A 23896-nucleotide genomic window follows, 5' to 3' on the forward strand; every position below is an offset into this window, starting at 1 on the left:
TGGGCGCGCCGCACGGAGCCCCGCGCCGGACCGGCCCCGGTGGCAGCCCGCCGTGTCACGTCGCCCGCTGCCCCCAGCGGGGGTCCTCCGCCGCCCACTCCCGCTCCCACTGGGCGTAGCGGTGGCGGTTCAGCAGGGCGCGGCCGGTGCGCTGGGCGCCGAGGAGCAGCAGCCCGGCCGAGGTGCCGGCCACGGTGCCGACGGCGATGCTCTCGCCCGTCGCCTCCCTGGGGGAGACCGGGTCGCGTACCAGCGCCCCGTGGCGGTCGAGCCAGGCGGTGGTGCGGTCACCGGCCCGCAGCTCCGGCGACACCGTCGTGACGCCCGTCCGGGCCGAGCCGTCGGCGGCCGTCCAGCGCACCGTGGCATGGACCCGCGTGCCGACGCCGCCGGAGACATCCACCCCGATCCGGGACGGCGGGTTCTCGGTCAGTACGGCCGATACGGTCTGCCGGCCCTGCCGTTCCTGGCCGGTTCCGGCGTCCACCGCCTGCGCGGCGGCCAGTCCGGCGGCCGGTGCGCCCAGGGCGATCAGCACGGCGGTCACCAGAACCAGCCAGGCCTCCGCCACGTCCGAACGCCGCCGGAGCGGGCTGTGCCGCCACGGCCGGAGGAACTCGCTGCGAGCCATCACGCACCCCCTGCGCCTGTGGCCCGACCGTCGCACGCGGCGCGAAGCCGGCAGGAGGGGCCGAACGGCCCTCGCGGGGGGCCGGTCGGGGTCGGCCCGGCGGGGGCGGCGGCCCCGTTCGGCCCTGGTGTGGGCACCGTGGCAGGACGACGATGAGAAGCACCGCCGCACCGGACGAGGAGAGCGTGGAGGACGCCATGGGCGACGTACGCGAGTTCTCACCGCAGCGGCCGATCCGGGTGTTCCTGCTCGACGACCACGAAGTGGTGCGCCGTGGTGTGCAGGACCTGCTCGACGCGGAACCCGATATCGAGGTGGTCGGGGACGCGGGCACCGCCGAGCGGGCGCTGGCCCGTGGTCCGGCCCTCGACCCGGATGTCGCCGTGCTCGATGTGCGGCTGCCGGACGGTGACGGGATCAGCGTCTGCCGGGAGTTGCGGTCACGGCTGCCCGGACTCGGCTGTCTGATGCTCACCTCGTTCGACGACGACGAGGCGCTGCTGGATGCGATCATGGCGGGCGCGGCGGGCTACGTCCTCAAGGAGATCAAGGGATCCGACCTGGTCGCCGCCGTGCGTACGGTCGCGGCCGGCCGCTCGATGCTGGACCCGGCGACCACCGCGCGGCTGATGAACAGCCTGCGCGGCGTGGACACCGACGAGGCGCCCGCGGCGGACGCGCTGTCCGGGCTGTCACCGCGGGAGCGGGAGATCCTCGGGCTGATCGGCACAGGGTTGACGAACCGTCAGATCGGGCAGCGGCTCTACCTCTCCGAGAAGACGGTCAAGAACCACATCTCGCGGCTGCTGGCCAAACTCGGTGTGGAACGCCGTATCCAGGCGGCCGTCCTCGCCGCCCAAGGACCGCCGCCGGCCGCCGGGGACACCGGGCCCTACCGCCTCTGACCCGGGAGCGGCTCAGGCCGACGGGAGCGGCGCCTGCCACAGCAGGAGGGTGCCACCCTGCGCCGGTGCCGCCAGCGTCATCTCGCCACCCACGCTCGCCGCCCGCTTGGCGAGATTGCTCAGCCCGCTCCGCCGCCCGTCGCGCGGCATCCCCACCCCGTTGTCCGTGACGCTCAGGCTCAGCGCACCGCCGCCGACGGCCAGCGAGACCTCGACCGTGGTGGCGTGCGCATGCCGCGCGGCATTGCTCAGCGCCTCGCCCAGCACCGCCACCACATGTTCCGCGAGCTCGGCCGGCACATCGGTGTCGATGAGGCCCTGCATCCGGAGCGACGGGGTGAACCCCAGGGCGCGGGCGGCCTGTTCGACCACCGTGACGGTGCGGGCCCGCAGCCCGTGGCCGGCCCGGCCCGGCGTATGGGCGCGCAGCCCGAAGATGGTGGACCTAATGATCTTGATCGTCTCGTCCAGATCGTCCACCGCGCGCAGCAGTCGCTCGCGCGCCTCCGGATGATCCACGAAACGGACCGCGCTCTGGAGCGTCATCCCCGTCGCGAAAAGCCGCTGGATCGCCAGATCGTGCAGATCACGGGCGATCCGGTCGCGGTCCTGAAGGAGGGTGAGCTGCTCGGCGGACCGGCGCTGGTCGGCCAGTTCCATGGCGAGGGCGGCCTGCCCCGCGAAGGTCAGCAGCGGGCCGGTCTCCAGCTCGGTGAACGGGGGCCGCTCCAGCACCCGCGCCACCAGCAGCACACCACGGGGCCGGCCACCGGTGATCATCGGCACGGCGACCGCAGGCCCCAGCCCCATCCACCGCGGCGGCCCCGCGGTGATCCGTGGATCCTGCTCGACATGGGTGCTGATCATCGGCTCCCGTGCGTCGAGCGCCGCCCCCATGAACGACCCCTGCCGGGGGAGGACCAGCCCGCGGTGCGCCTCGGCGTCGACCCCGGATGCCAGGGCGACATGCAGCGCCCTGCCGTCCTGCTCGGGGAACGCGATCACACCGAGATCCGCGGTGAGAATCTCCCGCGCCTTGTCCACGATCAGCCCCAGGGCCGCCATCTCGTCCGTCCCCGGCAGCAGCAGCCTGGCGACGATCTCACCGTTGGCCTCCTGCCACCGCTGCCGGTAGCGCGCCTCCTCGTACAGCCGCGCGTTCTCGATGGCGACTCCCGCCGCCACCGCGAGCGTCGAGAGCACGGTCTCGTCCTCGGCGTCGAACTCGCCGCCGCCCCGCTTCTCGGTGAGGTAGAGGTTCCCGAACACCTCGTCGCCGACCCGGATGGGCACCCCGAGGAAGGAGTGCATGGGCGGGTGGTGCGGCGGAAAGCCGTACGACGACGGGTGCTCGGACAGCTCCGGGAGCCGCAGCGGCCGGGGGTGACGGATGAGCTCACCCAGGATGCCGTGTCCCGCGGGCAGCCGGCCGATCGCCTGCTGCTGTGCGTCGGTGACCCCCACCGGCAGGAACTGGGAGAGCCGGGTGCCCTCCGAGACCACGCCCAGCGCCCCGTACTCGGCGTCCACGACCATCACCGCCGCTTCCACGATGCGGCGCAGCACCTGCGGCAGATCCAGCCCCCGGCCCACCGACAGAACGGCTTCCAGCAGCAGATTCACCGGCTCGCCGGGACCCTGCCGCAGTGCGTCGAGGCGCTGTTGCAGCTCGTCCGGCAGCGCATCGAGCCGACGCCGGGCGGTATCGCGCCGGCCGTTTCCGTGGTCGCCCACCTTGGCCTCCGCTGGAGGGCCCCTCACGCGTGCGGGGCCGTACTTCCACCGTAGCCGCGGTGACCTTGCGGGGCTTGGCGCGGCGGCGCGGGCCCGCCGCCGCGCCACGGAGGACCGGGCCGCCACCGCCCGGTGTCCGTCCGGACCTGCACGCACCCCGGACCCGGTGCGACGGTGGCAGTAGGGACATGTCCGCGCCGATGCGAGGAAGGAGGTGGGGGCGATGGAGCATCCGCTGGTCGTGGGCACCGATGGATCGGATTCCGCATCCCGGGCGCTCGACTGGGCGGCGGACGAAGCGGCGCGCCACGGCCTGCCGCTGCGGGTCGTCTACGCCTCCCGATGGGAGCGTTTCGAGGGCGAGGTACCGCCGGACGGCGGGGAACGGCCCAGCGAGCAGGTACTCGCCGAGTCCGTCGTCGCCTCCGCCGCGGACGTCGCCCACCGCCGGCAGCCGGACGTCAAGGTCTCGGGCGAGGTGCTCGCCACCGACGCGGTCACCGCCCTGCTGAACGAGGGGCTCCATGCCACGGCGCTGATCCTGGGCTCCCGGGGGCGTGGCGAGATCGCCGGGCTGCTGATGGGCTCGGTCAGCCTGGCGGTGTCGGCCCGCGCCCGGTGCCCGGTCATCGTGGTGCGGGGGGACGTGGCCGGACTGGCGGGCACACACGGCCGTATCCTCCTCGGCGTTGCCGACCCGGCCAGGGAAACGGCGGCCGTCCGCTTCGCCTTCCACGAGGCGGCGGCCCGCCAGTGCACGCTGGAGGCGGTATGCGCCTGGCCCCTCCCGATACGTGACGCGACCGAGGCCCCGCTGCTCGCCGCGGACGCCCGGCGCTACCACGAGAAGCAGGCCTCGGCGCTGCTGGACGCGGCGCTGGACGAGGTGGCCAGGGCGTTTCCGGCGGTGCGGGTGCGGCGGGTCACCGTCGAGGGGCCGGCCCACAAGGTCCTGGTGCACCGTACGGCCGCAGCGGATCTGCTGGTGACCGGAGCACAGCACCGCCAGGGCCACTTCGGCCTCCAGCTCGGGCGGGTGGCGCACACCGCGCTCTGCCACGCCACCTGCCCCGTGGCCGTGGTGCCGCAGCAGGCCTGAAACGGGACCGCGGCCCCGTCGTCACTGCTCCAGCCCGGCCGCGTGATCGGGAACGTAGGTCTGTAGGTCCCGGGGCGGCCGCTGATAGCCGGTGGCGGACGGCCGCGGCGGGAGTTCCAGCGACGGCGGGGTGATGTCGCGATAGGGCACCGTCGACAGCAGATGGGCGATCATGTTCAGCCGGGCCCGGCGTTTGTCATCGCTCTCGACGACGAACCACGGTGACTCCGCGATATCCGTGTGGACGAACATGTCGTCCTTCGCCCGCGAGTACTCCTCCCAGCGGGTCAGCGACTCAAGGTCCATGGGGGAGAGCTTCCAGCGCCGCGTCGGGTCCTTCAGCCGGCGCCGGAACCGCTGCTCCTGCACCTCGTCACTCACCGAGAACCAGTATTTGCGCAGCAGGATCCCGTCCTCCACCAGCATCCGCTCGAAGACCGGGCACTGCCGCAGAAACCGCTGGTGCTCGGCCGGCGTGCAGAATCCCATGACCCGCTCGACCCCGGCCCGGTTGTACCAGCTGCGGTCGAACAGCACCATCTCGCCCGCCGCGGGAAGGTGCTCCGTATAGCGCTGGAAGTACCACTGGGTGCGCTCGCGCTCGGTGGGCCGGGGCAGTGCGACGATCCGCGCCACCCGGGGGTTGAGGTACTCGGTGACGCGCTTGATCGTGCTTCCCTTGCCGGCCGCGTCGCGCCCTTCGAAGACCACCACCAGCCGGGCGCCCTCGGTCCGTACCCACTCCTGGAGCTTGACCAGCTCCGTCTGGAGCCGGTACAGCTCCCGCTCGTACAGCGACCGCGGCAGCTTCCGGGGGCCGTTGCCGCCCTGTTTCTCCGCCATAGGACGACGGTACGGAGAAAAGCCCCGGCGGGCCTCCCGGCCTCAGTTGTGCGAGCCGAACGGGGCCAGGACCTCGCGCTCGATCCGCCGCCGGACCCGGTCGGTCAGGGCGGAGAGCCGCTTCGACATCCGCGGCCGCACCGCGTGCGGCGACCGGATGTACCGGGCCGTCGCGGGCAGCTCCGCGACATCCGCCACGACCCGCCGCCGGGCGTCCGGCAGCCGGCCACGGGGGGCGCTGCGCACGCCGTCGCGCATCAGCGTCTCCAGCAGCGGTGTACTGCCCGCCGGGAGCGGCTCGTCGGCCAGGCCGATCACATCGTGGCACCCGGGCCGGCGGAAGACCTGCTTACGCCCCGGGGCGGTCATCTTCGCCGACGACAGCTTCATCACGGGCCGGCCGTCGTAGGCGACGAGCTTGTACGCCGAGTCCAGGGAGGGCGCGTCGGCGCTCACCCCGACGCGGGTGCCCACGGCGTAGACATCGATCGGCGCGCCCGCCCGTACCAGGTCGTGCACGGAGCACTCGTCCAGTCCGCCGCTGGCGATGATCCGCACCTGCGGCAGCCCCGCGTTGTTCAGGATCGAGCGGGCCCGTACGGCCAGTTCCGCCAGGTCACCGCTGTCCAGCCGGATGGCCGAACCGTCACCGCGGCCCAGCCCGTTGAGCACCCGGGCCGCCGCCGCGACACCCGACTCGGTGTCGTAGGTGTCCACCAGAAAGGTCACCGGCCCGGGGTGACAGAGCGCGAACGCGGTGAACGCCGCCTCCTCGTCCTCGAACGCCTCGATGTACGAGTGCGCCATCGTGCCGACGGCCGGCAGATCCTCGGCATGCGCGGCCGCCACATTGCTGGTGCCCGCGAAACCGGTCATGGCGCCGAGCCGGGCCACCTGGAGGGCGGCGGCGGTGCCGTGGGTGCGCCGCAGCGAGAAGTCCACGACGGGGCGGCCCCGTGCGGCGAGCACACAGCGGATGCACTTGGAGGCGATGGCCGTCTGATGCGTGAGGTGGTTGAGCACGAAGGACTCCACCAGCTGCGCCTGCGGCAGCGGCGCGGTGATCTCCAGCAGCGGCTCACCCGCCAGCACCACCCGCCCCTCCGGCACCGCCCGGACCTCGCCGGTGAACCGCATGCCCAGGAGCGGGGCCAGGTCGCGTGTGGGCCGCTGCAACGCCTCGGCGAACACCTCGACATCCTCGTGCCCGACCGTGAAACCGGCCAGGAAATCGAGGACCGTTTCGGCCCCCGCGGCGATCAGGAAGCCCCGCTCCGGCGGCAGCGCCCGCACAAAGCAGCTGAAGGTCGCCGGTTGCGTCATGCCCTCGTGGAGATACGAGAGGGCCATGGTGACTTCGTACAGATCGGTGGTCGTCGCATCCGACATGGCCGACTCCTTCCACGGACGGCGAGGCCACCGCCTGCCCGGTGCCGCCGCCCGCACCGGGCTCACGCCATGGCGTCCGTCCAGCCGTAGGCGACCCGACGCTCACGCCGGGGCGGTGCGGCACCGATACCTTCGAGGTCGCTGTCGGCCACCCGCAGCAGCTGCCCGGCGAGGTCCTTCACCGCACGCCCGGCCGCGATCTCGTCGCCGATCTCCGGTACGTCCCGGTCCTCGGGGCTGCACCGGGCCCTGCCGTGCCCGGTGAGGGTGGTGGTTCCGGTACGGAGCTCCACACGCGCCTTGGTCGTCCCGTCCTCCTCGAAGAGGTAGAGACGGACGGGCCACTCGACTGTCTTTGCCATGGTTTGCCTCCGCTTCCTTGCCGAGGGCTGCCACCGGAGGACGAGACCCGGACACACGACCGGAGCCGCCGGGCCGTCGGCGGCTGAATCCGCTGGATGAGCCCTTACCGTCATCATCCGCCTTCTGCCGCGGCGCGTCCTGGCACGGCCCCTGGGCCGTCACGGACCGTGGCGCCCGCTGCCGTGCGGTCATTCATGGGGCACCACGGCCACCGGACACGGAGCGTGGTGGACGACCGCCTGCACGACATGGCCGATCTTGGGCCCCGGCAACCGGTGCCGGTGCCGGTCCCGGTGCCGGCGGCCGACGACGAGCAGCCCCGCGTCCGCGGCACTGTGCAGCAGCGCCGGCGCCGGACTCTCCATCACCACCCGGTCGTCCACCCGCACCTCCGGGAACTTCTCGCGCCAGGCCTCCAGGGCGGCGGCGAGATCCTCCCGCGCGTCCTGCGCCGCCTGCTCGGCGGCGATCGGCTCCACACCGCCCCCGCGGTTGTAGGCGTACGAGGGAAGGTGCCGGCCATGGATGGCGCGCAGGGTGACGCCCCGTCGTGCGGCGCTGGCGAAGGCGAAGGCGAGGAGCGCCTCGCACGGCTCATGGAGGCTCAGCGCCACCATCACCTCGCCGGCTCCCTCGTTCGCCGTGGAGTCCTGCCGGGCGCGTACCAGGACGGTGGGGCATTCGGTGTGCGCCACCAGTTGCAGCCCGAGCTCACCGAGCCCATAGCGTGCTATCGGGCCCAGATCCCGGGAGCCGAGGACCAGCAGATCCGACTGTTCCGCGGCTTCGTGCAGGGCGTCCAGTGGGTTCTTGGCAACCAGCACCTCGTCCACCGGAAGGTCCGGGAAGCGCGCGCGGGCCGTCGTGGCGGCCTCGTCCATCATCCGGTGGGTCCAGTAGTTCTGGCCCTGGCCGGCCTCGGGGTGGGACGCGGGCTCCGGCGCGAGCAGCACCCAGGCGTGCAGCAGCCGCAGCCGCGCACGACGCAGCCGGGCTTCCTCGGCCGCCCACCGGATCGCGGACAAGGACTCGGGCGTACCGTCCACACCGGCGGTGATGACATCCTTCATGGCTCGCTCCGTTCCCTGCGCGCTCGTCGCTTTCGCGCCCCCACCTCAAGGGTGCTCGACCTCGTCCGCCGCGGCATGAGCCACTCGGCCCCCAACCCGCCGCCGGAGGTCCGCGCGTCCGCTGTGCCCGCGGCCCGAACTCCCGCCGTCGCGGCGCCCCGTCAGACCCGCCCGTGTGCCCGTTGAGCCCGCCGCGACAGCGAGTCGATGACCACGGCGATCAGCAGCACACCGCCCGTGATCATGAACTGCACGGCCGTCTGGATGCCCATGAGGGCCACGCCGGAGGCGATCGACTGGATCACCAGCACACCGAGCAGGGCCGACCAGGTCCGGCCCCGTCCGCCGAACAGACTGGTGCCACCGATGACCGCCGCGGCGATGACGTCCATCAGCAGCAGGCCCGCCCCTGAGGTCTGGCTGGCCGAGGTGACGCGCGAGGCCAGGAAGAGACCGCCGACCGCCGCCATCGTGCCGGACATCATGAAGACCGAGATGCGGACCAGGTCCACATTGAGGCCGGTGCGGCGGGACGCCTCGACGCTGCCGCCGAGCGCGAAGATCATGCGGCCGTAGCGCGTGCGGCGCAGCACACAGTCGAGGCCGACCAGCACGACAAGGAAGATCAACAGGGCCAGGGGGAGCCCCAGGAACTGGTTGAGGACGAACGCCGAGGCCATCGCGATCGCCGCCAGCACGCCCGTGCGCAGCAGGATCTCGTTCAGCGACCGGGCGGGCACACCGGCCGTCCGGCGCCGCCGCGCATCGTGGTACGACGCGAGGAAGTACCCGGCGGTGCCCAGCGCCGCCAGGCCGTAGGCGGCGGCCACATTGTGGAAGTAGTAGCCGGTCAGCATCGCCAGCAGGCCCTTGTCGTCCAGGTTGATCGTGCCGTTGGCGCCCAGGATGTAGAGCATCAGACCGTTCCAGCCCAGCAGGCCCGCAAGGGTGACCACGAACGCGGGCACCCCGACCTTGGCGAGGAAGAAGCCCTGGACGGCTCCGATCGCCGTGCCGCCGAGCACCGCGATCAGCAGCGCGAGCCCCTCCGGCACCCCGTGGCTCACGTTCAGCACCGCGAACGCGGCCGCCGCCAGGCCGCTCACCGAGCCGACCGACAGATCGATCTCGCCCAGCAGCAGCACGAAGACGACACCCACCGAGATCATCCCGGTGCCGACGATGTCCACGCTCAGATTGGAAAGGTTGCGCGGCGAGAGGAAGTTCTCGTTGAGGCTCTCGAAGATGATCCACACCACGATCAGTCCGAGGGCGACCGGGACCGAGCCGAGCTCACCGCTGTGGAATCTGCGCTTGAGGATCACCAGGGGGTTCTGTGCGCCGAGCTCGGGCGTGAGCCGGCGGCGGTCGGCAGCGGTGACCGCGGCGCCGGCCGCCTTGTGCTTCCGGAGCGCCCAGGTCCGGCTCATGGCTCCGCGTCCCACTCCGGCGCCTTGCGGCGGGTCACGGCGTTGTCCGTGGCGCCGGTGATCGAGGAGATGATCTGTTCGTGGGAGGTGGTCGTCACATCGAAGAACCCGTTGTTCCGGCCGAGCCGCAGAACGGCGATCCAGTCCGCGACGGCCTTGATGTCCCCCATGTTGTGGCTGATGAGCAGCACCCCGAGCCCGCGCTCACGGAGCTGGTCGACGAGGTCGAGGACCTGGGCGGTCTGTTCGATGCCCAGGGAAGCGGTGGGCTCGTCGAGGAGGACGAGCCGGGGTTCGCCGAGGAGTGAGCGGGAGATCGCGACGGTCTGGCGCTGGCCGCCGGAGAGCGAGGCGACCGGGAGGCGGACGTCGGGCATCCGGATGGCCAGCTTGTCCAGCAGGTCGAGGGTGAGGCGCTCCATCTCCACCTCGTCGAGGACGCCGGCCCGGTGGATCTCGCGGCCGAGGAAGAGATTGCCGACCACGTCGAGGTTGTCGCACAGCGCGAGGTCCTGGTAGACGGTGGCGATTCCCAGGTCCTGGGCGTCGTGCGGGCGGGTGATCGGGGCGGGCCGGCCGTCCCACTCGATCACGCCCCCGTCGGCGGGGTCGACCCCGGCGATCACCTTGATCAGGGTGGACTTGCCGGCGCCGTTGTCGCCCACGAGAGCGACGACCTGACCGGCGCGGACCTCCAGATCGACATCGGCCAGGGCCTGGACGGCGCCGTACCGCTTGAAGATGCCGTGCAGCGCCAGCAGGGGCGGTGCCGGCCTCGGCCGCCGGAGGGTTGCGCCGGACTCCATGAATGCCTGCCTTACCTGAGGAGTCCCGCCTTCTTGCAGGCGGACTCGAATTTCGGGGTACAGATCTGATCGATCGTGTACATGCCGTCCTTGACCACGGTGTTCCTGATGTTGTGCACGTTCACGGAGACCGGGGTGAGCAGCACGGCCGGGATGCCGCGGTGGGTGGGGCTGTTGACCGTGTGCGTCGTGATGCCTTTGAGCTTCTCGCCGCGTCCCAGCGCGACGGCCATGGCGGCGGCGGTGCCGGCCTCGGGCGCGAAGGGCTTGTAGACGGTCATGATCTGATCACCCTTGACGAGGCGCTGAATGGCGGCGAGTTCGGCGTCCTGACCGGTGATCGGCGGCAGCGGAGTGACCTTCGCGGCCTGAAGGGCGGCGATGATGCCCGCGGCCAGGCCGTCGTTGGCGGAGTAGACACCGTCGATGCGGTCCGCGCCGAGGGCCGAAATGGCGGCGGCCATATTGCGATTCGCGTTCTCCGGCCGCCAGTCGCCGGTCTCATAAGCCTTGCCGATCTTCACCTTGCCCTTGAGCGCGGCGAGCGCACCCTGCTTGAACCAGGCGGAGTTGGGGTCCGTCGCCGCGCCGTTCATCATGACGATCTGGGCGTCGCGCGCCTTGGGACCGAGCGCCTTGAGCAGCGCCTCGCCCTGAAGCCTGCCGACCGTCGCGCCGTTGAAGGAGACATACGCGGACACCGGCCCCTCGACGAGGCGGTCATAGGCGACCACCGGAATCCCGGCCCGCCGCGCGCTCTCGACCGACGAACGGAGCGACTTGGAGTCGACGGCGTCCAGGATCAGCACCTGCACCCGCTTGGTGATCATCGCGTCCATCTGCTGCTGCTGAGTGGCCACATCGTGCTGCGCGCTGACGGTCTCCACCGTGCACTTGGGGCACAGCCGATGGATCTTCTTCTCGATCAGGGGCTTGTCGAAGTGGTAGAGGCGCGAGGTGTTGTCGGGGAGCAGCACCCCGATCTTCGGGGCGCCGCCGGAGGCGGGCCCGTTCGGCTCCCGGGCCCCGCCGGCCTCCCCGCAGGCGACCGGCCCGGCCACCAGACACACCCCGACCAGGACGGCAGCGGCACCACGCAGGCGAGCACGCACCTCAGCGCACCTCCTCACCGTTCTGCCGGCCGTCCGCGGCGGCCGGTGTCTCCGTGCCGAGCCGCTCGCCCGGCTCCACGGTGATCTCGCTCCACACCTGCTTGCCGCCGCTCAGCGGCACCGAGCCCCACGACACCGACATCGCCTCGACGAGCAGCAGCCCGCGGCCACCGGTCGACTCCCAGTCCACACTCGTCGGCTTGACGGGGGCACGCGGCGAAGCATCGTTCACCCCGATCCGCAGCCGGTCCGCGGCCAGCGTCAGATCCAGCCGCACCTCGCCCTGGGTGTGCGCGATGGCATTGGTGACCAGCTCGGACACCACCAACAGGGCCACGTCCTGCTCCTCCGTCACGCCCCAGGACCGCAGGGTGCGCCCGGTGAAGCGCCGGGCGTGCATGACGGCATCCGGGAGCCGCCACACCGTCCAGCGGGCGCGGGTCGGACGCACCCGCATCCCGTCGTAGCGCAGCACCAGCAGGGCCACATCGTCGTCGCGCCGCTTCGCGCCCCCGAGCAGCGCATCGGCGAGCTGACCGGCATCGGCCGGATCGGCCGCGGCCAGCGCCGCACGCACCCGGCGGATGCCGTCCTCCAGCGGGAGGGTGGAGGACTCGGCCAGGCCGTCCGTGAGCAGGGCGAGCACGGTGCCGGGGGCCAGGCCCACCTCGGTCAGCGGGAACTCCCCGGCCTCGGCCACCCCCAGCGGAGGGCCGCCCTCGACCGGCAGTTCCTCGGTGCTGCCGTCGGGGAGCCGCAGCAGCGGCGGCAGATGCCCGGCCCGGACGAACCAGGCGATGCCCTCCTCCATGTCCAGGTCCACATAGCAGCAGGTCGCGAACAGATCGGTCTCCATGCCGAGGAGCAGCCGGTTGGCATGGGCGATCACCACATCGGGCGGGTGGCCCTCCACCGCGTAGGCCCTGATGGCCGTGCGCATCTGCCCCATGATCGTGGCGGCGCCGGCGCTGTGCCCCTCCACATCGCCGATGACGAGCGCGACATGGCTGTTGGAGAGCGGAATGACGTCGTACCAGTCGCCGCCCACTTCGAGCCCCATCGTGGCGGGCAGATAGCGGGCGACGGCCACCCCGCCGGGCAGTGACGGCAGCTTGCGGGGCAGCAGACTCCGCTGGAGCATCGTGGCGAGCTCGTGCCCGGCGTCCAGCGCATGGGCGCGCACCAGGGCCTGCCCCACCAGGCCCGCGGACGCGGTCAGCAAGGACCGTTCCTCCGGCCCGAAGTGGTGCTCCTCGTCCCAGCCGATCAGGCACACCCCGACGATCCGGCCCTCGGCCGGCAGCGGCAGCACGGCGAGCCCACCGGGCCCGATGCCCGCCAGATCGGCTTCGAGGGCAGCCCCCGGCGGCCACAGGGCGACATGCCCGGAGCGCAGCACGCTCTCCAGCGTGGGCATCGAGTGACAGGCCGCATCGGGCCACTCGGACCGCCATTCGGACCGCCATGCGTCGGGCCAGGCCGCGGGCTCCGGCGGGTCCAGCACGGACACCACGATCCGGTCGGCCTCCAGCTCGGCCACCGCCACCCGCTCGGCCGCCAGCGGAGCCCGCAGCGCGGCGACCACCACCCGGCTGACGTCCCGGATCGTCGTGGCACCGGCCAGCGCGGCCGACAGCCGCTGCACGATGGAGACCTCGTCGGCGGTGGGCCGCAGATACGAGGCGTCGGCGACCACGCCCAGCATCCGCTCCGGGGTGCCGTCGGCGTCGAGCAGCACCCGGCAGCGCAGGCTCAGCCAGTGCAGCTCGCCGTTGGGCCGGCGAATACGGATCGACAGCTGCTGGCCGGACGCGGTCAGCCCGCCGGGCTCCACGATCGACATCAGCGCCGGCACATCGTCCGGCACGGTGCGCTCCAGCAGCGTCTCCACCCGCCGGTCGAACTCCTCCGGGCTGATACCGAACAGCTCCAGCACCTGGGCGTCCGCGTCCATCCGCCCGGTACGCAGCACCAGCGTGAAGGCGCCGCCCCGGAGGGTGTCCAGCCCCGGGCCCAGCAGCGAGCGCCGCTCCGTCTGCGCCATGACCCGGGCCGCGACGGCCTCCAGCCCCGCGGCCACCTGGTCGGCGTGCAGTTCCAGGAGATGGCGACGGTCCGCGTCGAAGGCGTCGGTGGCCTTGTCCATCACCACCAGGCACCCCAGCCGCCGGACGGTCCCGCCCAGGGGCAGCACGCACAACGAGACATCGGCCGGCGGCTTCCCGGCACCGTCCCAGGCGTCCGCACCGGGGCTGTCCGCGGCACCGCTGAGGTCGTACTCCGCGAGCTCCGCCGGGCTCAGCCACAGGGCGTCGCCGCTGCGGAAGGCCGCGGCCACCGGAGAGTTGCCGGACAGCGGATAGCTCGTCGGCAACCCATAGGGGACGCCGGAGCCTCCGACCATCTCGGCCAGCTGAAGAACGCCGTCCCCTTCGGCCGGCACATAGACGGCGGTCAGCTCAGCCCCGGTAGACCCAAGGACTCGTGCGGTCACTGCCTGCACCGCCTCCGTACGCCGGAAGCCGTCGTCATAAGCCACGGTCGCCGTATCCGCCCTCGGGGGCCAGGGCGTCCACCCCGCCACCGCCTCATCGGATATGTCGTGAATTAACCGTCTTCCCTCCATGGTGCGGCACGCAGGGAGCCGGGAGCTAGTCGGCGCGGTGGTCACGGTGTGTGATCGGGGAAGTCCTCCGCCAGCAGCACGGCGAGGTCGAGGAACGCGTCCTGCGTACGGGACCGCAGCCGGGCGAGATCGATGTCCCGCTGGCTGTCGAGGCGGTAGTCGAACGGGATGAAGACCATCCCGCCCGGATGGCCGCGGAACTGCTCGGCGAAGTCGTCCCGCCGGGCCGGCCGGTCCGGCCCGGGAAGGCCGGTGACCGCGAGGACGGCACGCTCCGCCAGCTCCGGATAACCCCGCTGCGCGAGACGGGTCAGCAGCGCCTGGGTCTGCCCCATGCCGCGCTCGGTCATCCGGGCCACGACGACCAGACGGTGCGTCATCGACAGCGCGGTGTCGGTGACGCTCTCCGTCCGCAGATGCGCCCAGTCCGCGAGGACGACGGAGAAGTGCCGGCTCAGCAGCTCCATCAGCCGGCGGTACTCCTCCTCGTACACCGGAACCGGCGTGGTGCGGCCCAGGCCGTGGGTGAGCGCACGCAGCCCTGACGGTCCGTCCAGCGTGTGGCGCAGCACGTCCTCGTAGCTGTCGACCGCGGGCAGCGTACGGAGCAGATTGTGGCGCAGACCGGCGGTGCCGCCGCGGTTCAGCCGGGCGGCCAGCTCACCGACCGCGTGGCCGGCGTCGAGCGCGATCACCCGCCCGCCGCGCGCCGCGGCCAGCAGCGAGCCCAGGGCGACCGTGACGGTGCTCCGGCCGACCTCGCCGTCGACGCCGACGACGGTCGTCCGATAACTGAACCGCAGCCGGGCACGGATCACTTCCAGCTTCCGCTGCTGCTCCGGCCCCATCCGCCGCCGTCCCAGCCGGGGCGCCGGCGCGCCGCCCCGCGACGGCCCGGCCGCCACCGCGTCGGACGCCGCGGAGTCGTCGTCGAGCGGGATCTGCGGCCCCGGACGGAACGAGTAGTGCGCGGCGCTCCGGGGGCCGTCCGCGCCACCGGCCTCGCCACCGCCCGTCCGCAGCTCCGTCGCCATCGGCACGTAACGGGCGAACGCCTCGGCGACCTCACCGGCGGTCGGGCGCCGGGCCGGGTCCTCGGACAGACACGCCGTGACGATCTCGCGCAACGGCCGCCAGGTGTCGCCCTGCCACAGCGCCATGTCGCTCTCCGCGGACACCGGGACATGGTGCTTGTCCCCGAGCCGGCGCAGGATCTGGCCCAGGGACTCGACGTTGTCCGCCATCGTGGGGACGGCTTCCGCCCCGCGGGCCCGGAACTCCCCGTCGATGCCGCACCGGCCCAGCCCGGTCAGCATCAGGGAGCGCCCGACGACATGCACGCTCTGCGGTGTCAGTTCGGGGAGCACCAGCCCCTTGAGGTGGCACAGGTTGACGGCGCTCGCCAGATGCCATCCGTAGGCGATGGACAGCAGGGTGTCGCGGCGCAGCTGGGAGCCGGTGGCGGCCCGCAGCAGGCTGCTGAGCTGCGGCGGCGGCCCGCCCTGGTCCTGCCCGGACGGACGGTACAGCTGCATGGCCAGCCACGGCGGCTCATCGTGCGGGCCGGTCGCCAGCAGCAGCGGCGCATACTGGCCGGCCATCCGCCCCAGCGCCTCCGCCTCGGTGGCGAGCATCGCCGCCGCCTCGTCCGGCGCGCCCGGCCTGATCACCCGGACCGCGGCCTCTTTGCCGTGGCGATCGCGGCCCAGATACACGAGCGAACGCGCGCCGGGCTGCCGGCCGTGCAGGGTGTACGGGCCCAGCCGGCGCGGATCGCGCGAGGTGAGGGGGCGCCAGCCGTCGGGGCCCGCGGGCTCGGTGTCGTCGTCCGGCGGCGCCACCTGCACGGAGGCGCCGAGCCGGGCCATCAGCCGCCGCTCCACGGAGGAGAAGGCGCGCGAGCCGGCCGGGAGGTGGTCCATCCCGTCCGGATGCGCCAGCCAGGCGGGGAAGTCGGGGGAGCGCCCGGCCAGTTGCTCCAGACGGCGGCCGATGTGCCAGCCGGTGCGCAGGAGTTCGGGCGTGGACACCGCGTCCAGGAGCGCCGACTTGGCCGCCTCGGGGAAGTCGAAGATCCGGTGCTGATCCCGCAGCGGACCGGCCACCGGCGCCTCGACGGGGTGCATCAGCCCGCCCAGGAACACCTCGGCCAGATGGGCGGTGTCCGCGGACCACGGCACCGCGGACTGCACCAGCCGCATCACCGGCACGGAAGCGGGCGCCACCGCCGCGATATGCGCGGCGAGCCGGTACGCCTCGGGCGAGGCCGCCGCGCGGAAGTGCCGTACGGAGTCCGTGCCGTCGCCGGACGGGACGACGGGGCGCCCGGCCGGGGCGTGCAGCAACGGGAGCTGGACCGTGCCACCGGTCGAGGCGAGCAGCCGGGACCAGGCCGAGACGGGGCCCGCGGAAGTCTCCAGCACCGGCACCGGCAGCCCGTGGAACGGCGCGAGATCGGCAGGCAGAACCGGATCGCTGACGCTCCACGAGGCCCCGGCGGCACCGCGCCGGCGCGTCGTCACCCGCCAGCGGCCGGCCTGGATGCCGGAGCCGCCCCACAGCCGCGGCGGCAGCGCATGCAGCACCGCCACCGGCCCGTTCGCCGCCCAGCGCCCCAGCACCCGGTGCATCCGGCCGTCCCGCCAGGCGGCCCCCATACCGTCGCTCAGCAGCAGGATCAAGGTCTGGCCCGACGGGTCGGCCAGCACCGCCGGCGGCAGCGAGGTGGTGTCCGGATCGAACGGCCGGCCGCGCAGCAGCGGGGCATCGGGCCCGCGGGTGTCCAGCCCGTGCACATGGACCATGCGGAACGCCCCGACCCGCTGCATCATCGTCCGCCACTCGACGGCGAGCCGCCGCCACAGCAGCATCGACATGCCGTCGTCCACCACGAGCGCCAGGTCGAGCCAGCGCTCCTGCCCGGGACGCAGCACGACATCGGGCAGCCCGCTCTCGGCCAGCGCGGCCGCCGTCGCCGCCTCGTCGAACTCCTGGATGCGGGTGGTGGTCCGGCGCTGCCGCAGCGGGCGCAGGGCGCGGCCGACGCCCAGTTCGCCGAGGAGCGCCTTGTTCTCCGGGACCCGCAGCGGGATGGCCGCACTCGTCTTCGGCGGCAGCGGGAACTCCCGCCGGGGCGGCCGCGGCACCGTTCCGGTCTCCGGCGCGGCGTGCAGATCGCCGCCGAGGTCGTCCAGCGGCAGGACGTCAGGGGGTTCCGCTTCCGCCAGGGCACCGTCGTCCGGCGGGGGCGGCGGCGGTGGCTCCGGGCACGGCTCGCCGGCCACCGACCGGTGCCCGGGGCCCAACGCCCGGGCGAGAGGCGCCGATTGCGGGCCGGTCGGCAGCCGGCCGGCCAGCCAGAGCGCATCGAGCAGGGAGTGCCGGTCGAGCTGGACACCGGCCCCCGCGAAGACCGCGAGCACCTCCCGGAGCCGGTCCGATCCGCCCGTCATCGCTCAGACGGTCCCGCCGAGTTGGTGGAGCACGGCGTCCAGCAGCCCGTCGGCGTCCAGATCGACGCCGCCGGCGCGCAGGAAGACGGCGTTGAGCAGCTGGTCGGTGGCGAGTTCGCCCGGACCACGGCGCTGGAGGAACGACCGGAGCAGGTCCTCGACACCGTCCAGCGCGCCGTCGCCGAGGTGGGCCGCCACGATGGCCCGCAGCCGCTCCTCGTCGGGAGTGGGCAGATCCAGCCGGATGCAGCGGCGCAGGAACGCCGGCGGGAAGTCCCGCTCCCCGTTGCTCGTGATCACCACGACCGGGAATTCGGTGCACAGCACCTTGCCCCGCTCCACCGTGACCGGGTCCTGGGAGTCGGCCACCAGCACCTGGATCACCGACTGCGCCTCGGGCAGCCTGGCCAGCTCCGGGATCTCGAAGACGCCCTCCTCGAACACGGTCAGCAGGTCGTTGGGCAGATCGACGTCCCCCTTGTCGAGTTCGTCGACGAGCAGCACCCTCGGGCGCGGGCCCGGCACCAGCGCCGTTCCCAGCGGGCCGAGACGGACGAAGCTGCCGATGGAGGGCTCGGCCTCCCCGCGGTCCCGGCTGAGGGTGGTCTCCCGCAGCCGCCCGATGGCGTCGTAGCGGTACAGGGCGTCCTGGACGTTGGCCCGGCTGTTCACCGGCCAGCGCAGCACCTCACCGAGGTCGAGCTCATGGGCGACCGCCCGGGCGAGCGAGGACTTGCCGGTGCCGGCCGGCCCGGTGACCAGGAGCGGCCGGCGCAGATGCAGCGCGGCATTGACCACGTCGGCGTGCTCCGGAGCGATCAGATACGGCAGCGGCCCGGGGGCGCCGCGCCGCGAGCCGCCGAACCTGCGCCAGGGCGGGGCCTGCGGCAGGGTGACCCGGCGCTGGGTGCCGTCTCCCTGGAACAGCCGCCAGTCGGCGGCCGGTTCGGCGTTCATATGAGCTCCGTGGGTTCGGAAAGCTGGAGTTCGGGCAGGGCGCGGTCGGGGTCGGCCCAGGCGAGCACGGGCCTGCCCGGGTGGTCGGCGGGCCGGTGCAGGGTCTTGGCGCGGTAGGAACGGACCTGCTCGGGAAGGGCACGGGCCGGGGCGTCCGACACCTGCTGGACGGCGTGCGAGACCTCGTGCGCCGGCCCGCGGTCCCACAGCACGACGGGAACGCCCATGGCCAGACACACCTGGATGATCTCCATCCGGGCCCGTGCGGACACCTCGACCGACACCCGGGCGGCATCGCGCCGGTCGAGCAGCTTGCCGTACACCTCGCGCACTCCGGTGGACGGGCCGGTGATGCGAAGGGGGCCAGAGGACTCCAGATGTTCCCAGCGGTGGCGCCAGTCGGCGAGAAAACGCTCGTTGCGGCGCAGGAGTTCCGGGCAGTGCACCACCAGGGCGTACTCCGCGCCCAGCACCCCCGGGATCAGCCCGTCCGCATCGGCGAACTCCCACTCGTCCACGGGGAGTTCGAGGCAGTCACGGTCGAGGAGGACCTCGACGACCGGCCGGACGCCCTCGGGAGCGGACCGGCAGAGCCGTTCCAGGAGCGCCAGCACCGCCCCGGCGGTCTCGGCCGCGCTGTACCGGCGGCCGGTCTCGGTCGGCGCCCGGTGCGGGCCCATACCGTCATCGCTCCACAGGCGCAGATGGAAGGCGTCCGCACCGGCCTTGACCAGATGCACCAGCAGCCTCGGTGGCCGGGTGCGCCGGCGCCGCCCGAGGGCCCATTCGTCCGCGTCCGCACGGCGTTCCCGCAGCGAGGACGGGGGGAGGCCGAGCCGGGCGGCGACACCGTCGGCCCACAGCCGCAGCCGGGCCCGCTCCGGGGCGGGACACAGCACCGCCACATACTCGACCGCCCGCAGCAGGCCGGGCACCCGCAGTTCGCCCGGCCCGGAACGGCTGTCGCCGGAGAGCTGCTCCAGCCTCCCGAGCAGCTCGGGAAACCCGGCGTCACAGGGGAGTTCGGCGACCAGCGGCAGCGCGGCCCGTACGGCTTCGGGCAGCAGATCCACGAGCTCGTCCGACAGTCCGGTGAGCAGGGCCAGTAGCCGGTCGTGCTCCCGCGGCGACAGCAGCCGGGGCACCGCGGACAGCTTCCCCGCCGCGATCAGCGCGGTCACGGCTCCCGGGTCCCTGGAGCGCAGGACTTCCGTCAGCGCGGCCAGCGCCCGCTCCTCGGTCACCAGGATCCGCGCGAACTCCTCCGGAGACGGGGCGGACCCGTCCGTGGGGTGCCCGAGACCGCAGCGTTCGGCGACCGCCCTGGCGTAGTCGGCCCGGAACATCGGCGCGGGCAGCACATTCGACAGCAGATCGGCCAGGACGGTCTGCGCGGGATCGTCGTCGCACACCGGCCGGTCGAGCAGGGACCCGGCGCCGGCCGCCCGCAGCTCCGCCTCGATCCGCTGCCACGGGATGCCCCAACTGCGGCGGGTGACATGCCGGGAGTCGTAGACCTGATCGACGGGCGGCAGCATGCAGGCGGCGACGAGTCCCACGACGGCGCCCTCGGCCTCCGACCACAGGGGGCCGCCGCTGTAGGCGGGCCCGATCGCCATCCCGGACAGTGCGCCGTCCAGGTAGCCGACCCGGCTGTCACAGGTCTTGACCCGGACATCGGCGTACGAGCCGCTCAGCGCGCTGCCGTGCCAGGCACGCACGGACTGGCCGACCCGCATCTGCCGGAACTCCGGCGGAGCCGGGCAGCTCAAAGCGGCGCCGACCTTGAGGACCGCCAGATCGCCCGCCCACTCCAGCTCGCCGCGGCCCGGTGGCCCGTCGCCTCCGTCGAGCCGCCGCGGCGGGATCCAGTGGACGGTCTGCGCTTCGTGCAGCTGCGCACCGGACGGACCGTGGGTCTGCACCCGCAGAGTGGCCCCCTCCGGCCGGCTGTCGTCGAAGAGCTCCTTCCCGAGCGCGTCATTGACCACATGGGCGCAGGTGAGCAGGTGATGCGGCGTCAGCACCACGGCCGCGCCCGCCGCTTTGCAGTCCCCGGCATCCAGCACCGACGCCACCCGGAACCGGGGGTCCGCCGGATCGTCGGTGCCCGATACGGCGCGGAACCAGCCCATTACTCCGCCCGCTGCGGCTGCCAGGTCGCCGTGATCGTCAGACTCGCATGGCCGTTGGCCCCGACGATCCCGAGCTTGAGGTCCTGGCCGACCTGCACCCCGAACTGCACCGACATCTCGTGCGGCGGTCGTTCGGACGCGGTGACCGCATCGTGGATCTCCTGGAGCAGGGGCCCGAGCGGACGCAGCGTCGTGCGCATCGCCGCGACGGCACCGGCTCCGGCCGCCGCACCGCCACGGGCCACGGGTACGGTCGGGCCCATGCCGTCCGGCAGGTCGGTCTCCGGGGACTGCGCCGGGGGTGCGGCGGCGGCCGCCGGGGCCAGCTCCAGGCGGACCGACGTCCCGTCGGCAAGGCTGAGTTCTGAGAGTTGGGGCACGCCTCCATTGTGCCGATCGGCCGTGCTCACGGCAGCGGAACGGACGGATCATCCCCACGGACCACCGTGACGCGGTCAGCGTGTGTACGGCTGAATGGACTGGGCGTGACGGAACACATTGCGTGGGTCCCAGTGCTCCTTGACCGCTTGTAGGCGCGCGTAGTTGTCGCCGTAGTACAGGCGGTGCGAGGACTCGCCGGAACGGTTCCACTCGGGGTCGTCGAGGTCGGTGTCCGGATAGTTGATGTAGCACCCGTCGGTCATCGGCTCCGGCTGCCCGCCTGCCGGGCCGCCGGTCGGCGCCAGGATCGGCACCCCGCCGGTGTCCCGGTAGACGTCGCGGTAGAACTCACGGATCCAGCGCAGATGCGGCGCCGCGATCGCGGGGTCGATCTCGGCGTCGAGATGGTCGGTGACACCGTCGTGGTTGGCGTCCTGATCCCAGCTCCAGTACGTCTGGTACTGAAGCTTGAGTACGGAACTGCGTTGGTAGACCGCGGTGGCACCGCTGTCGGGGAGGTTGATCGCGCCACCGTACGAATCGACCTGGAGCAGTGCCTGGGGGTTGTCGTAGTCCTCGGTCGACAAGTGGTCGTAGATGGCGTCGAGTTGTGCTTCGGTGAAACCGCGCCGCATGTACGCCGACTTGTACTTGCCGCACTGGTTGTCGCCGGAGCCGTTGAGCGTCTGCGTGGCGGTGAGCCACGGCAGCCGGGTCGGCACCACCAGGCCGCACATGGGGGCGTGCTCACCCATCCGCCGGTCCAAGGGGGTGGGCTCGACGCCCAGATCCTGGGTGATCCAGTCGAGGAAGGCGTTCAGCCGCTCCACGCTGTCCGGCCTGGTGGCATCGAGCTGGGTGATCAGACCGATCTTGCCGTTGGCGCGCTGGTTCAGCTTCAGCAGGGTGAACATATCGCTGTAGTCGCCGCGGAGGGATGCCGGGAGCCGGGTGGTGTTCTCGTACTCGAAGAAGAGCCCGTAGTTGCGCACCAGCGACTTCAAGCGCTCCGGGTACCCCAGCAGTTCCTCCCACGGCCATGCCACGGCGTGCAGCAGGACCTGGGAGGGGGGCTGGGGCAGGCCCTTGAACCAATACCGGGTGACCACACCGAAGTTCCCGCCGCCCCCGCCGGTGTGGGCCCACCACAGCTCCCGCAGCTCCGGTTCGGGCGAGTCGCGGCGCGCGATCACGACCTCCGCATGCTGCCCGTCGCGGACCACGACGACCTCCACCGCGTAGAGATAGTCGACGGTCAGCCCGTGCTGCCGGGACAGCAGCCCGTAGCCCCCGCCGGCCACATGGCCGCCGGCGGCCACGGAGTAACAGGAGCCGCCGGGCAGGGCCACCCCGAACGGGGCGTAGAGATGCGTGGCGACATGCCAGTTGTTCGCCCCCGACTCCACGCAGTACGCGCCCATCTCCTGGTCCAGGTAGGCCCGGTCCAGGAGACCCAGATCGACGATCACGCCCACGTCGTTCCCGCAGACGAAGTTCTCGTAGCAGTGGCCGCCCGAGCGGACCGTGAGCCGCCGGTGGAGATCCTCGTCGGAACGGTGGCTCGCCAGATACTTGTTGACCGCGGCGACGACCTCGGCTGTGGAACTGACCACCGACACATAGTCAGGTGTCGCGATGAAGCGCTGGTTGAACCCTCTCCGCAGGGCCTCGTAGCGGGCGTCTCCCCGGCCCACCTCGATCCCGCACTCGACTCCGGCCTGGACCTGCTCGACGGCCATGGGGCTCCCCTCGTCCGCACACTCGAAACACACGAACTGACAGCATTGCGTAACCGGTGACTACTATCCGTGACGGTTGTGGGTGTGGCGAGTACCCGAAAGGGGTCATCTCGTGGATCAGGGTTGACGCTCGCCGTATGTGCGCAGGGCCTGGTGGCCGCCTCCCCTCCGGTCAGCCGGGCGTCAGCACGGCGGCCCCGTGAACCCGGTCCGCGGCCAGGTCCGCGAGCGCCTCCGGGGCGCGGCTCAGCGGGTAGCGGCTGACGGTGACCTGGATGCCGATCCGCGCCGCGGTCGCCAGGAACTCACGGCCGTCCTCCCGGGTATTGGAGGTCACGCTGCACAGATTCCGCTCGTAGAAGAGATGGCGTTGATACGTGAGCGGCGGGATGTCGCTGAGGTGGATCCCGGCCACGGCGAGGGTGCCGGAGCGGTCCAGCGCCTCCAGTACCACCGGCACCAGGTCACCCACCGGCGCGAAAAGAATCGCCGAGTCCAGCGGTTCGGGCGGCCGGTCGTAGGCGGCGCCGGCCGAGGACGCGCCCAGTTCCAGGGCGAGTTCACGGGCCTGCGCGGACCGGGTGAGCACATGGACGGTGGCCCCTTCGGCCAGGGCGACCTGCGCGGCCAGATGCGCCGAGGCCCCGAAGCCGTAGATGCCGAGGCGGCCTCCGGCGGGCAGCGCACTGCGGCGCAGCGCGCGGTAGCCGATGATCCCGGCGCACAACAACGGCGCCAGCAGGGTGGCATCCTCGGTCTCCGGGAGCGGGTAGGCGTAGTCCGCGGGCACGAGGACGGCCTCGGCGAAGCCGCCGTCGGCGTCCCAGCCGGTGTACACGGAGGCCGGACAGAGGTTCTCGTGGCCCGCACGGCAGTAGCGGCAGATTCCGCAGGTACCGCGCAGCCAGGCCCCGCCAACCCGGTCCCCGGCCCGGAACCGGGTGACCGCCGCGCCGGCGGCGGTCACCCGGCCGACGATCTCATGGCCCGGAACGGTCGACGGGTGGTGCGGGGGCAGGTCGCCCTCCGCCAGGTGCAGATCCGTACGGCAGACACCGCAGGCCTCCACCTTGAGCAACACGTCATCGGGGCCCGGCTCGGGAGCGGGGCGGCGGACCGACGCCAGCGGCCCGGAGGCAACCGGGCCAGGATGCCGGACGGCCCACCCGGACAGGGTCTCCGGGCCTGAATCGGGGGCCATGACTCCAGGATGGCGCCCACCGG

Annotated in this window: 18 protein-coding genes; 2 read left to right on the forward strand and 16 right to left on the reverse strand. The window is 72.6% G+C overall.

Annotated elements, in window-relative coordinates:
* Positions 1-55: 55 nt before the first annotated feature.
* Entirely contained in the window at positions 56-631 is a 576-nt protein-coding gene (locus TU31_RS10785; protein WP_042152704.1) for an Rv1733c family protein, read from the reverse strand.
* Positions 632-828: 197 nt separating this feature from the next.
* On the opposite strand from TU31_RS10785, the gene TU31_RS10790 reads away from it, so the two are divergent.
* Positions 829-1536, forward strand: coding sequence for a response regulator (locus TU31_RS10790; protein ID WP_042153741.1), 708 nt, complete (start codon positions 829-831; stop codon positions 1534-1536).
* Positions 1537-1548: 12 nt separating this feature from the next.
* Here TU31_RS10790 and TU31_RS10795 read toward each other — a convergent pair whose 3' ends face one another.
* Positions 1549-3270: a sensor histidine kinase gene (locus TU31_RS10795; protein ID WP_042152707.1), complete on the reverse strand. Its 1722-nt coding sequence runs from the start codon at positions 3268-3270 to the stop codon at positions 1549-1551.
* A 223-nt stretch (positions 3271-3493) separates the two neighbouring features.
* Between TU31_RS10795 and TU31_RS10800 the strand changes: the two genes are divergently transcribed.
* Positions 3494-4369 (forward strand): universal stress protein, encoded by an 876-nt coding sequence (locus TU31_RS10800; protein ID WP_078885689.1) that lies wholly within the window; start codon positions 3494-3496, stop codon positions 4367-4369.
* A gap of 21 nt (positions 4370-4390) precedes the next feature.
* On the opposite strand, the gene ppk2 is transcribed toward TU31_RS10800, so the two are convergent.
* The 14 genes from ppk2 to TU31_RS10870 all read right to left on the reverse strand — a co-directional run bounded on the left by ppk2 (position 4391) and on the right by TU31_RS10870 (position 23873).
* Entirely contained in the window at positions 4391-5212 is an 822-nt protein-coding gene (ppk2, locus tag TU31_RS10805; protein ID WP_042152713.1) for a polyphosphate kinase 2, read from the reverse strand.
* A gap of 42 nt (positions 5213-5254) precedes the next feature.
* Positions 5255-6601: a nicotinate phosphoribosyltransferase gene (locus TU31_RS10810; protein WP_042152715.1), complete on the reverse strand. Its 1347-nt coding sequence runs from the start codon at positions 6599-6601 to the stop codon at positions 5255-5257.
* A gap of 62 nt (positions 6602-6663) precedes the next feature.
* On the reverse strand, positions 6664-6963 hold the full coding sequence (locus TU31_RS10815; RefSeq protein ID WP_042152718.1) for a dsRBD fold-containing protein: 300 nt from the start codon (positions 6961-6963) through the stop codon (positions 6664-6666).
* Positions 6964-7152: 189 nt separating this feature from the next.
* Positions 7153-8034 (reverse strand): universal stress protein, encoded by an 882-nt coding sequence (locus TU31_RS10820; RefSeq protein ID WP_042152720.1) that lies wholly within the window; start codon positions 8032-8034, stop codon positions 7153-7155.
* A 161-nt stretch (positions 8035-8195) separates the two neighbouring features.
* Positions 8196-9464: a sugar ABC transporter permease gene (locus tag TU31_RS10825; protein WP_052718882.1), complete on the reverse strand. Its 1269-nt coding sequence runs from the start codon at positions 9462-9464 to the stop codon at positions 8196-8198.
* Positions 9461-10270 (reverse strand): ATP-binding cassette domain-containing protein, encoded by an 810-nt coding sequence (locus TU31_RS10830; protein ID WP_042152726.1) that lies wholly within the window; start codon positions 10268-10270, stop codon positions 9461-9463. Before TU31_RS10830 ends, TU31_RS10825 begins: the two co-directional genes overlap by 4 nt.
* An 11-nt stretch (positions 10271-10281) precedes the next feature.
* Positions 10282-11382: a substrate-binding domain-containing protein gene (locus tag TU31_RS10835; RefSeq protein WP_078885690.1), complete on the reverse strand. Its 1101-nt coding sequence runs from the start codon at positions 11380-11382 to the stop codon at positions 10282-10284.
* 1 nt (position 11383) lies between these two features.
* On the reverse strand, positions 11384-13786 hold the full coding sequence (locus TU31_RS10840; protein ID WP_245698525.1) for a SpoIIE family protein phosphatase: 2403 nt from the start codon (positions 13784-13786) through the stop codon (positions 11384-11386).
* Between the two features lie 263 nt (positions 13787-14049).
* Entirely contained in the window at positions 14050-17460 is a 3411-nt protein-coding gene (locus TU31_RS10845; RefSeq protein WP_042152731.1) for an SAV_2336 N-terminal domain-related protein, read from the reverse strand.
* 3 nt (positions 17461-17463) lie between these two features.
* Positions 17464-18417 (reverse strand): AAA family ATPase, encoded by a 954-nt coding sequence (locus tag TU31_RS10850; protein WP_042152733.1) that lies wholly within the window; start codon positions 18415-18417, stop codon positions 17464-17466.
* Positions 18414-20552 carry a VMAP-C domain-containing protein gene (locus tag TU31_RS10855; RefSeq protein ID WP_042152736.1) on the reverse strand — a complete coding sequence of 713 codons (2139 nt, stop codon included), beginning with the start codon at positions 20550-20552 and terminating at the stop codon, positions 18414-18416. The genes TU31_RS10850 and TU31_RS10855 overlap by 4 nt, the downstream gene beginning before the upstream one ends.
* Positions 20552-20932 (reverse strand): CU044_2847 family protein, encoded by a 381-nt coding sequence (locus tag TU31_RS10860; protein WP_042152740.1) that lies wholly within the window; start codon positions 20930-20932, stop codon positions 20552-20554. Before TU31_RS10860 ends, TU31_RS10855 begins: the two co-directional genes overlap by 1 nt.
* A 75-nt stretch (positions 20933-21007) precedes the next feature.
* On the reverse strand, positions 21008-22672 hold the full coding sequence (locus TU31_RS10865) for an FAD-binding oxidoreductase (RefSeq protein WP_042152741.1): 1665 nt from the start codon (positions 22670-22672) through the stop codon (positions 21008-21010).
* Positions 22673-22844: 172 nt separating this feature from the next.
* Positions 22845-23873: a zinc-dependent alcohol dehydrogenase family protein gene (locus TU31_RS10870; RefSeq protein WP_042152743.1), complete on the reverse strand. Its 1029-nt coding sequence runs from the start codon at positions 23871-23873 to the stop codon at positions 22845-22847.
* Between the last annotated feature and the right edge of the window lie 23 nt (positions 23874-23896).

Origin of the sequence: Streptomyces lydicamycinicus (assembly GCF_000829715.2) — a bacterium.
Classification (GTDB): Bacteria; Actinomycetota; Actinomycetes; order Streptomycetales; family Streptomycetaceae; genus Streptomyces; species Streptomyces lydicamycinicus.

Coding starts and splice junctions, on each gene's coding strand:
- TU31_RS10785 (WP_042152704.1), bottom strand. CDS start 631: ATGGCTCGCAGCGAGTTCCTCCGGCCGTGGCGGCACAGCCCGCTCCGG.
- TU31_RS10790 (WP_042153741.1), top strand. CDS start 829: ATGGGCGACGTACGCGAGTTCTCACCGCAGCGGCCGATCCGGGTGTTC.
- TU31_RS10800 (WP_078885689.1), top strand. CDS start 3,494: ATGGAGCATCCGCTGGTCGTGGGCACCGATGGATCGGATTCCGCATCC.
- ppk2 (WP_042152713.1), bottom strand. CDS start 5,212: ATGGCGGAGAAACAGGGCGGCAACGGCCCCCGGAAGCTGCCGCGGTCG.
- TU31_RS10810 (WP_042152715.1), bottom strand. CDS start 6,601: ATGTCGGATGCGACGACCACCGATCTGTACGAAGTCACCATGGCCCTC.
- TU31_RS10815 (WP_042152718.1), bottom strand. CDS start 6,963: ATGGCAAAGACAGTCGAGTGGCCCGTCCGTCTCTACCTCTTCGAGGAG.
- TU31_RS10820 (WP_042152720.1), bottom strand. CDS start 8,034: ATGAAGGATGTCATCACCGCCGGTGTGGACGGTACGCCCGAGTCCTTG.
- TU31_RS10825 (WP_052718882.1), bottom strand. CDS start 9,464: ATGAGCCGGACCTGGGCGCTCCGGAAGCACAAGGCGGCCGGCGCCGCG.
- TU31_RS10830 (WP_042152726.1), bottom strand. CDS start 10,270: ATGGAGTCCGGCGCAACCCTCCGGCGGCCGAGGCCGGCACCGCCCCTG.
- TU31_RS10840 (WP_245698525.1), bottom strand. CDS start 13,786: ATGGTCGGAGGCTCCGGCGTCCCCTATGGGTTGCCGACGAGCTATCCG.
- TU31_RS10845 (WP_042152731.1), bottom strand. CDS start 17,460: ATGACGGGCGGATCGGACCGGCTCCGGGAGGTGCTCGCGGTCTTCGCG.
- TU31_RS10850 (WP_042152733.1), bottom strand. CDS start 18,417: ATGAACGCCGAACCGGCCGCCGACTGGCGGCTGTTCCAGGGAGACGGC.
- TU31_RS10855 (WP_042152736.1), bottom strand. CDS start 20,552: ATGGGCTGGTTCCGCGCCGTATCGGGCACCGACGATCCGGCGGACCCC.
- TU31_RS10865 (WP_042152741.1), bottom strand. CDS start 22,672: ATGGCCGTCGAGCAGGTCCAGGCCGGAGTCGAGTGCGGGATCGAGGTG.
- TU31_RS10870 (WP_042152743.1), bottom strand. CDS start 23,873: ATGGCCCCCGATTCAGGCCCGGAGACCCTGTCCGGGTGGGCCGTCCGG.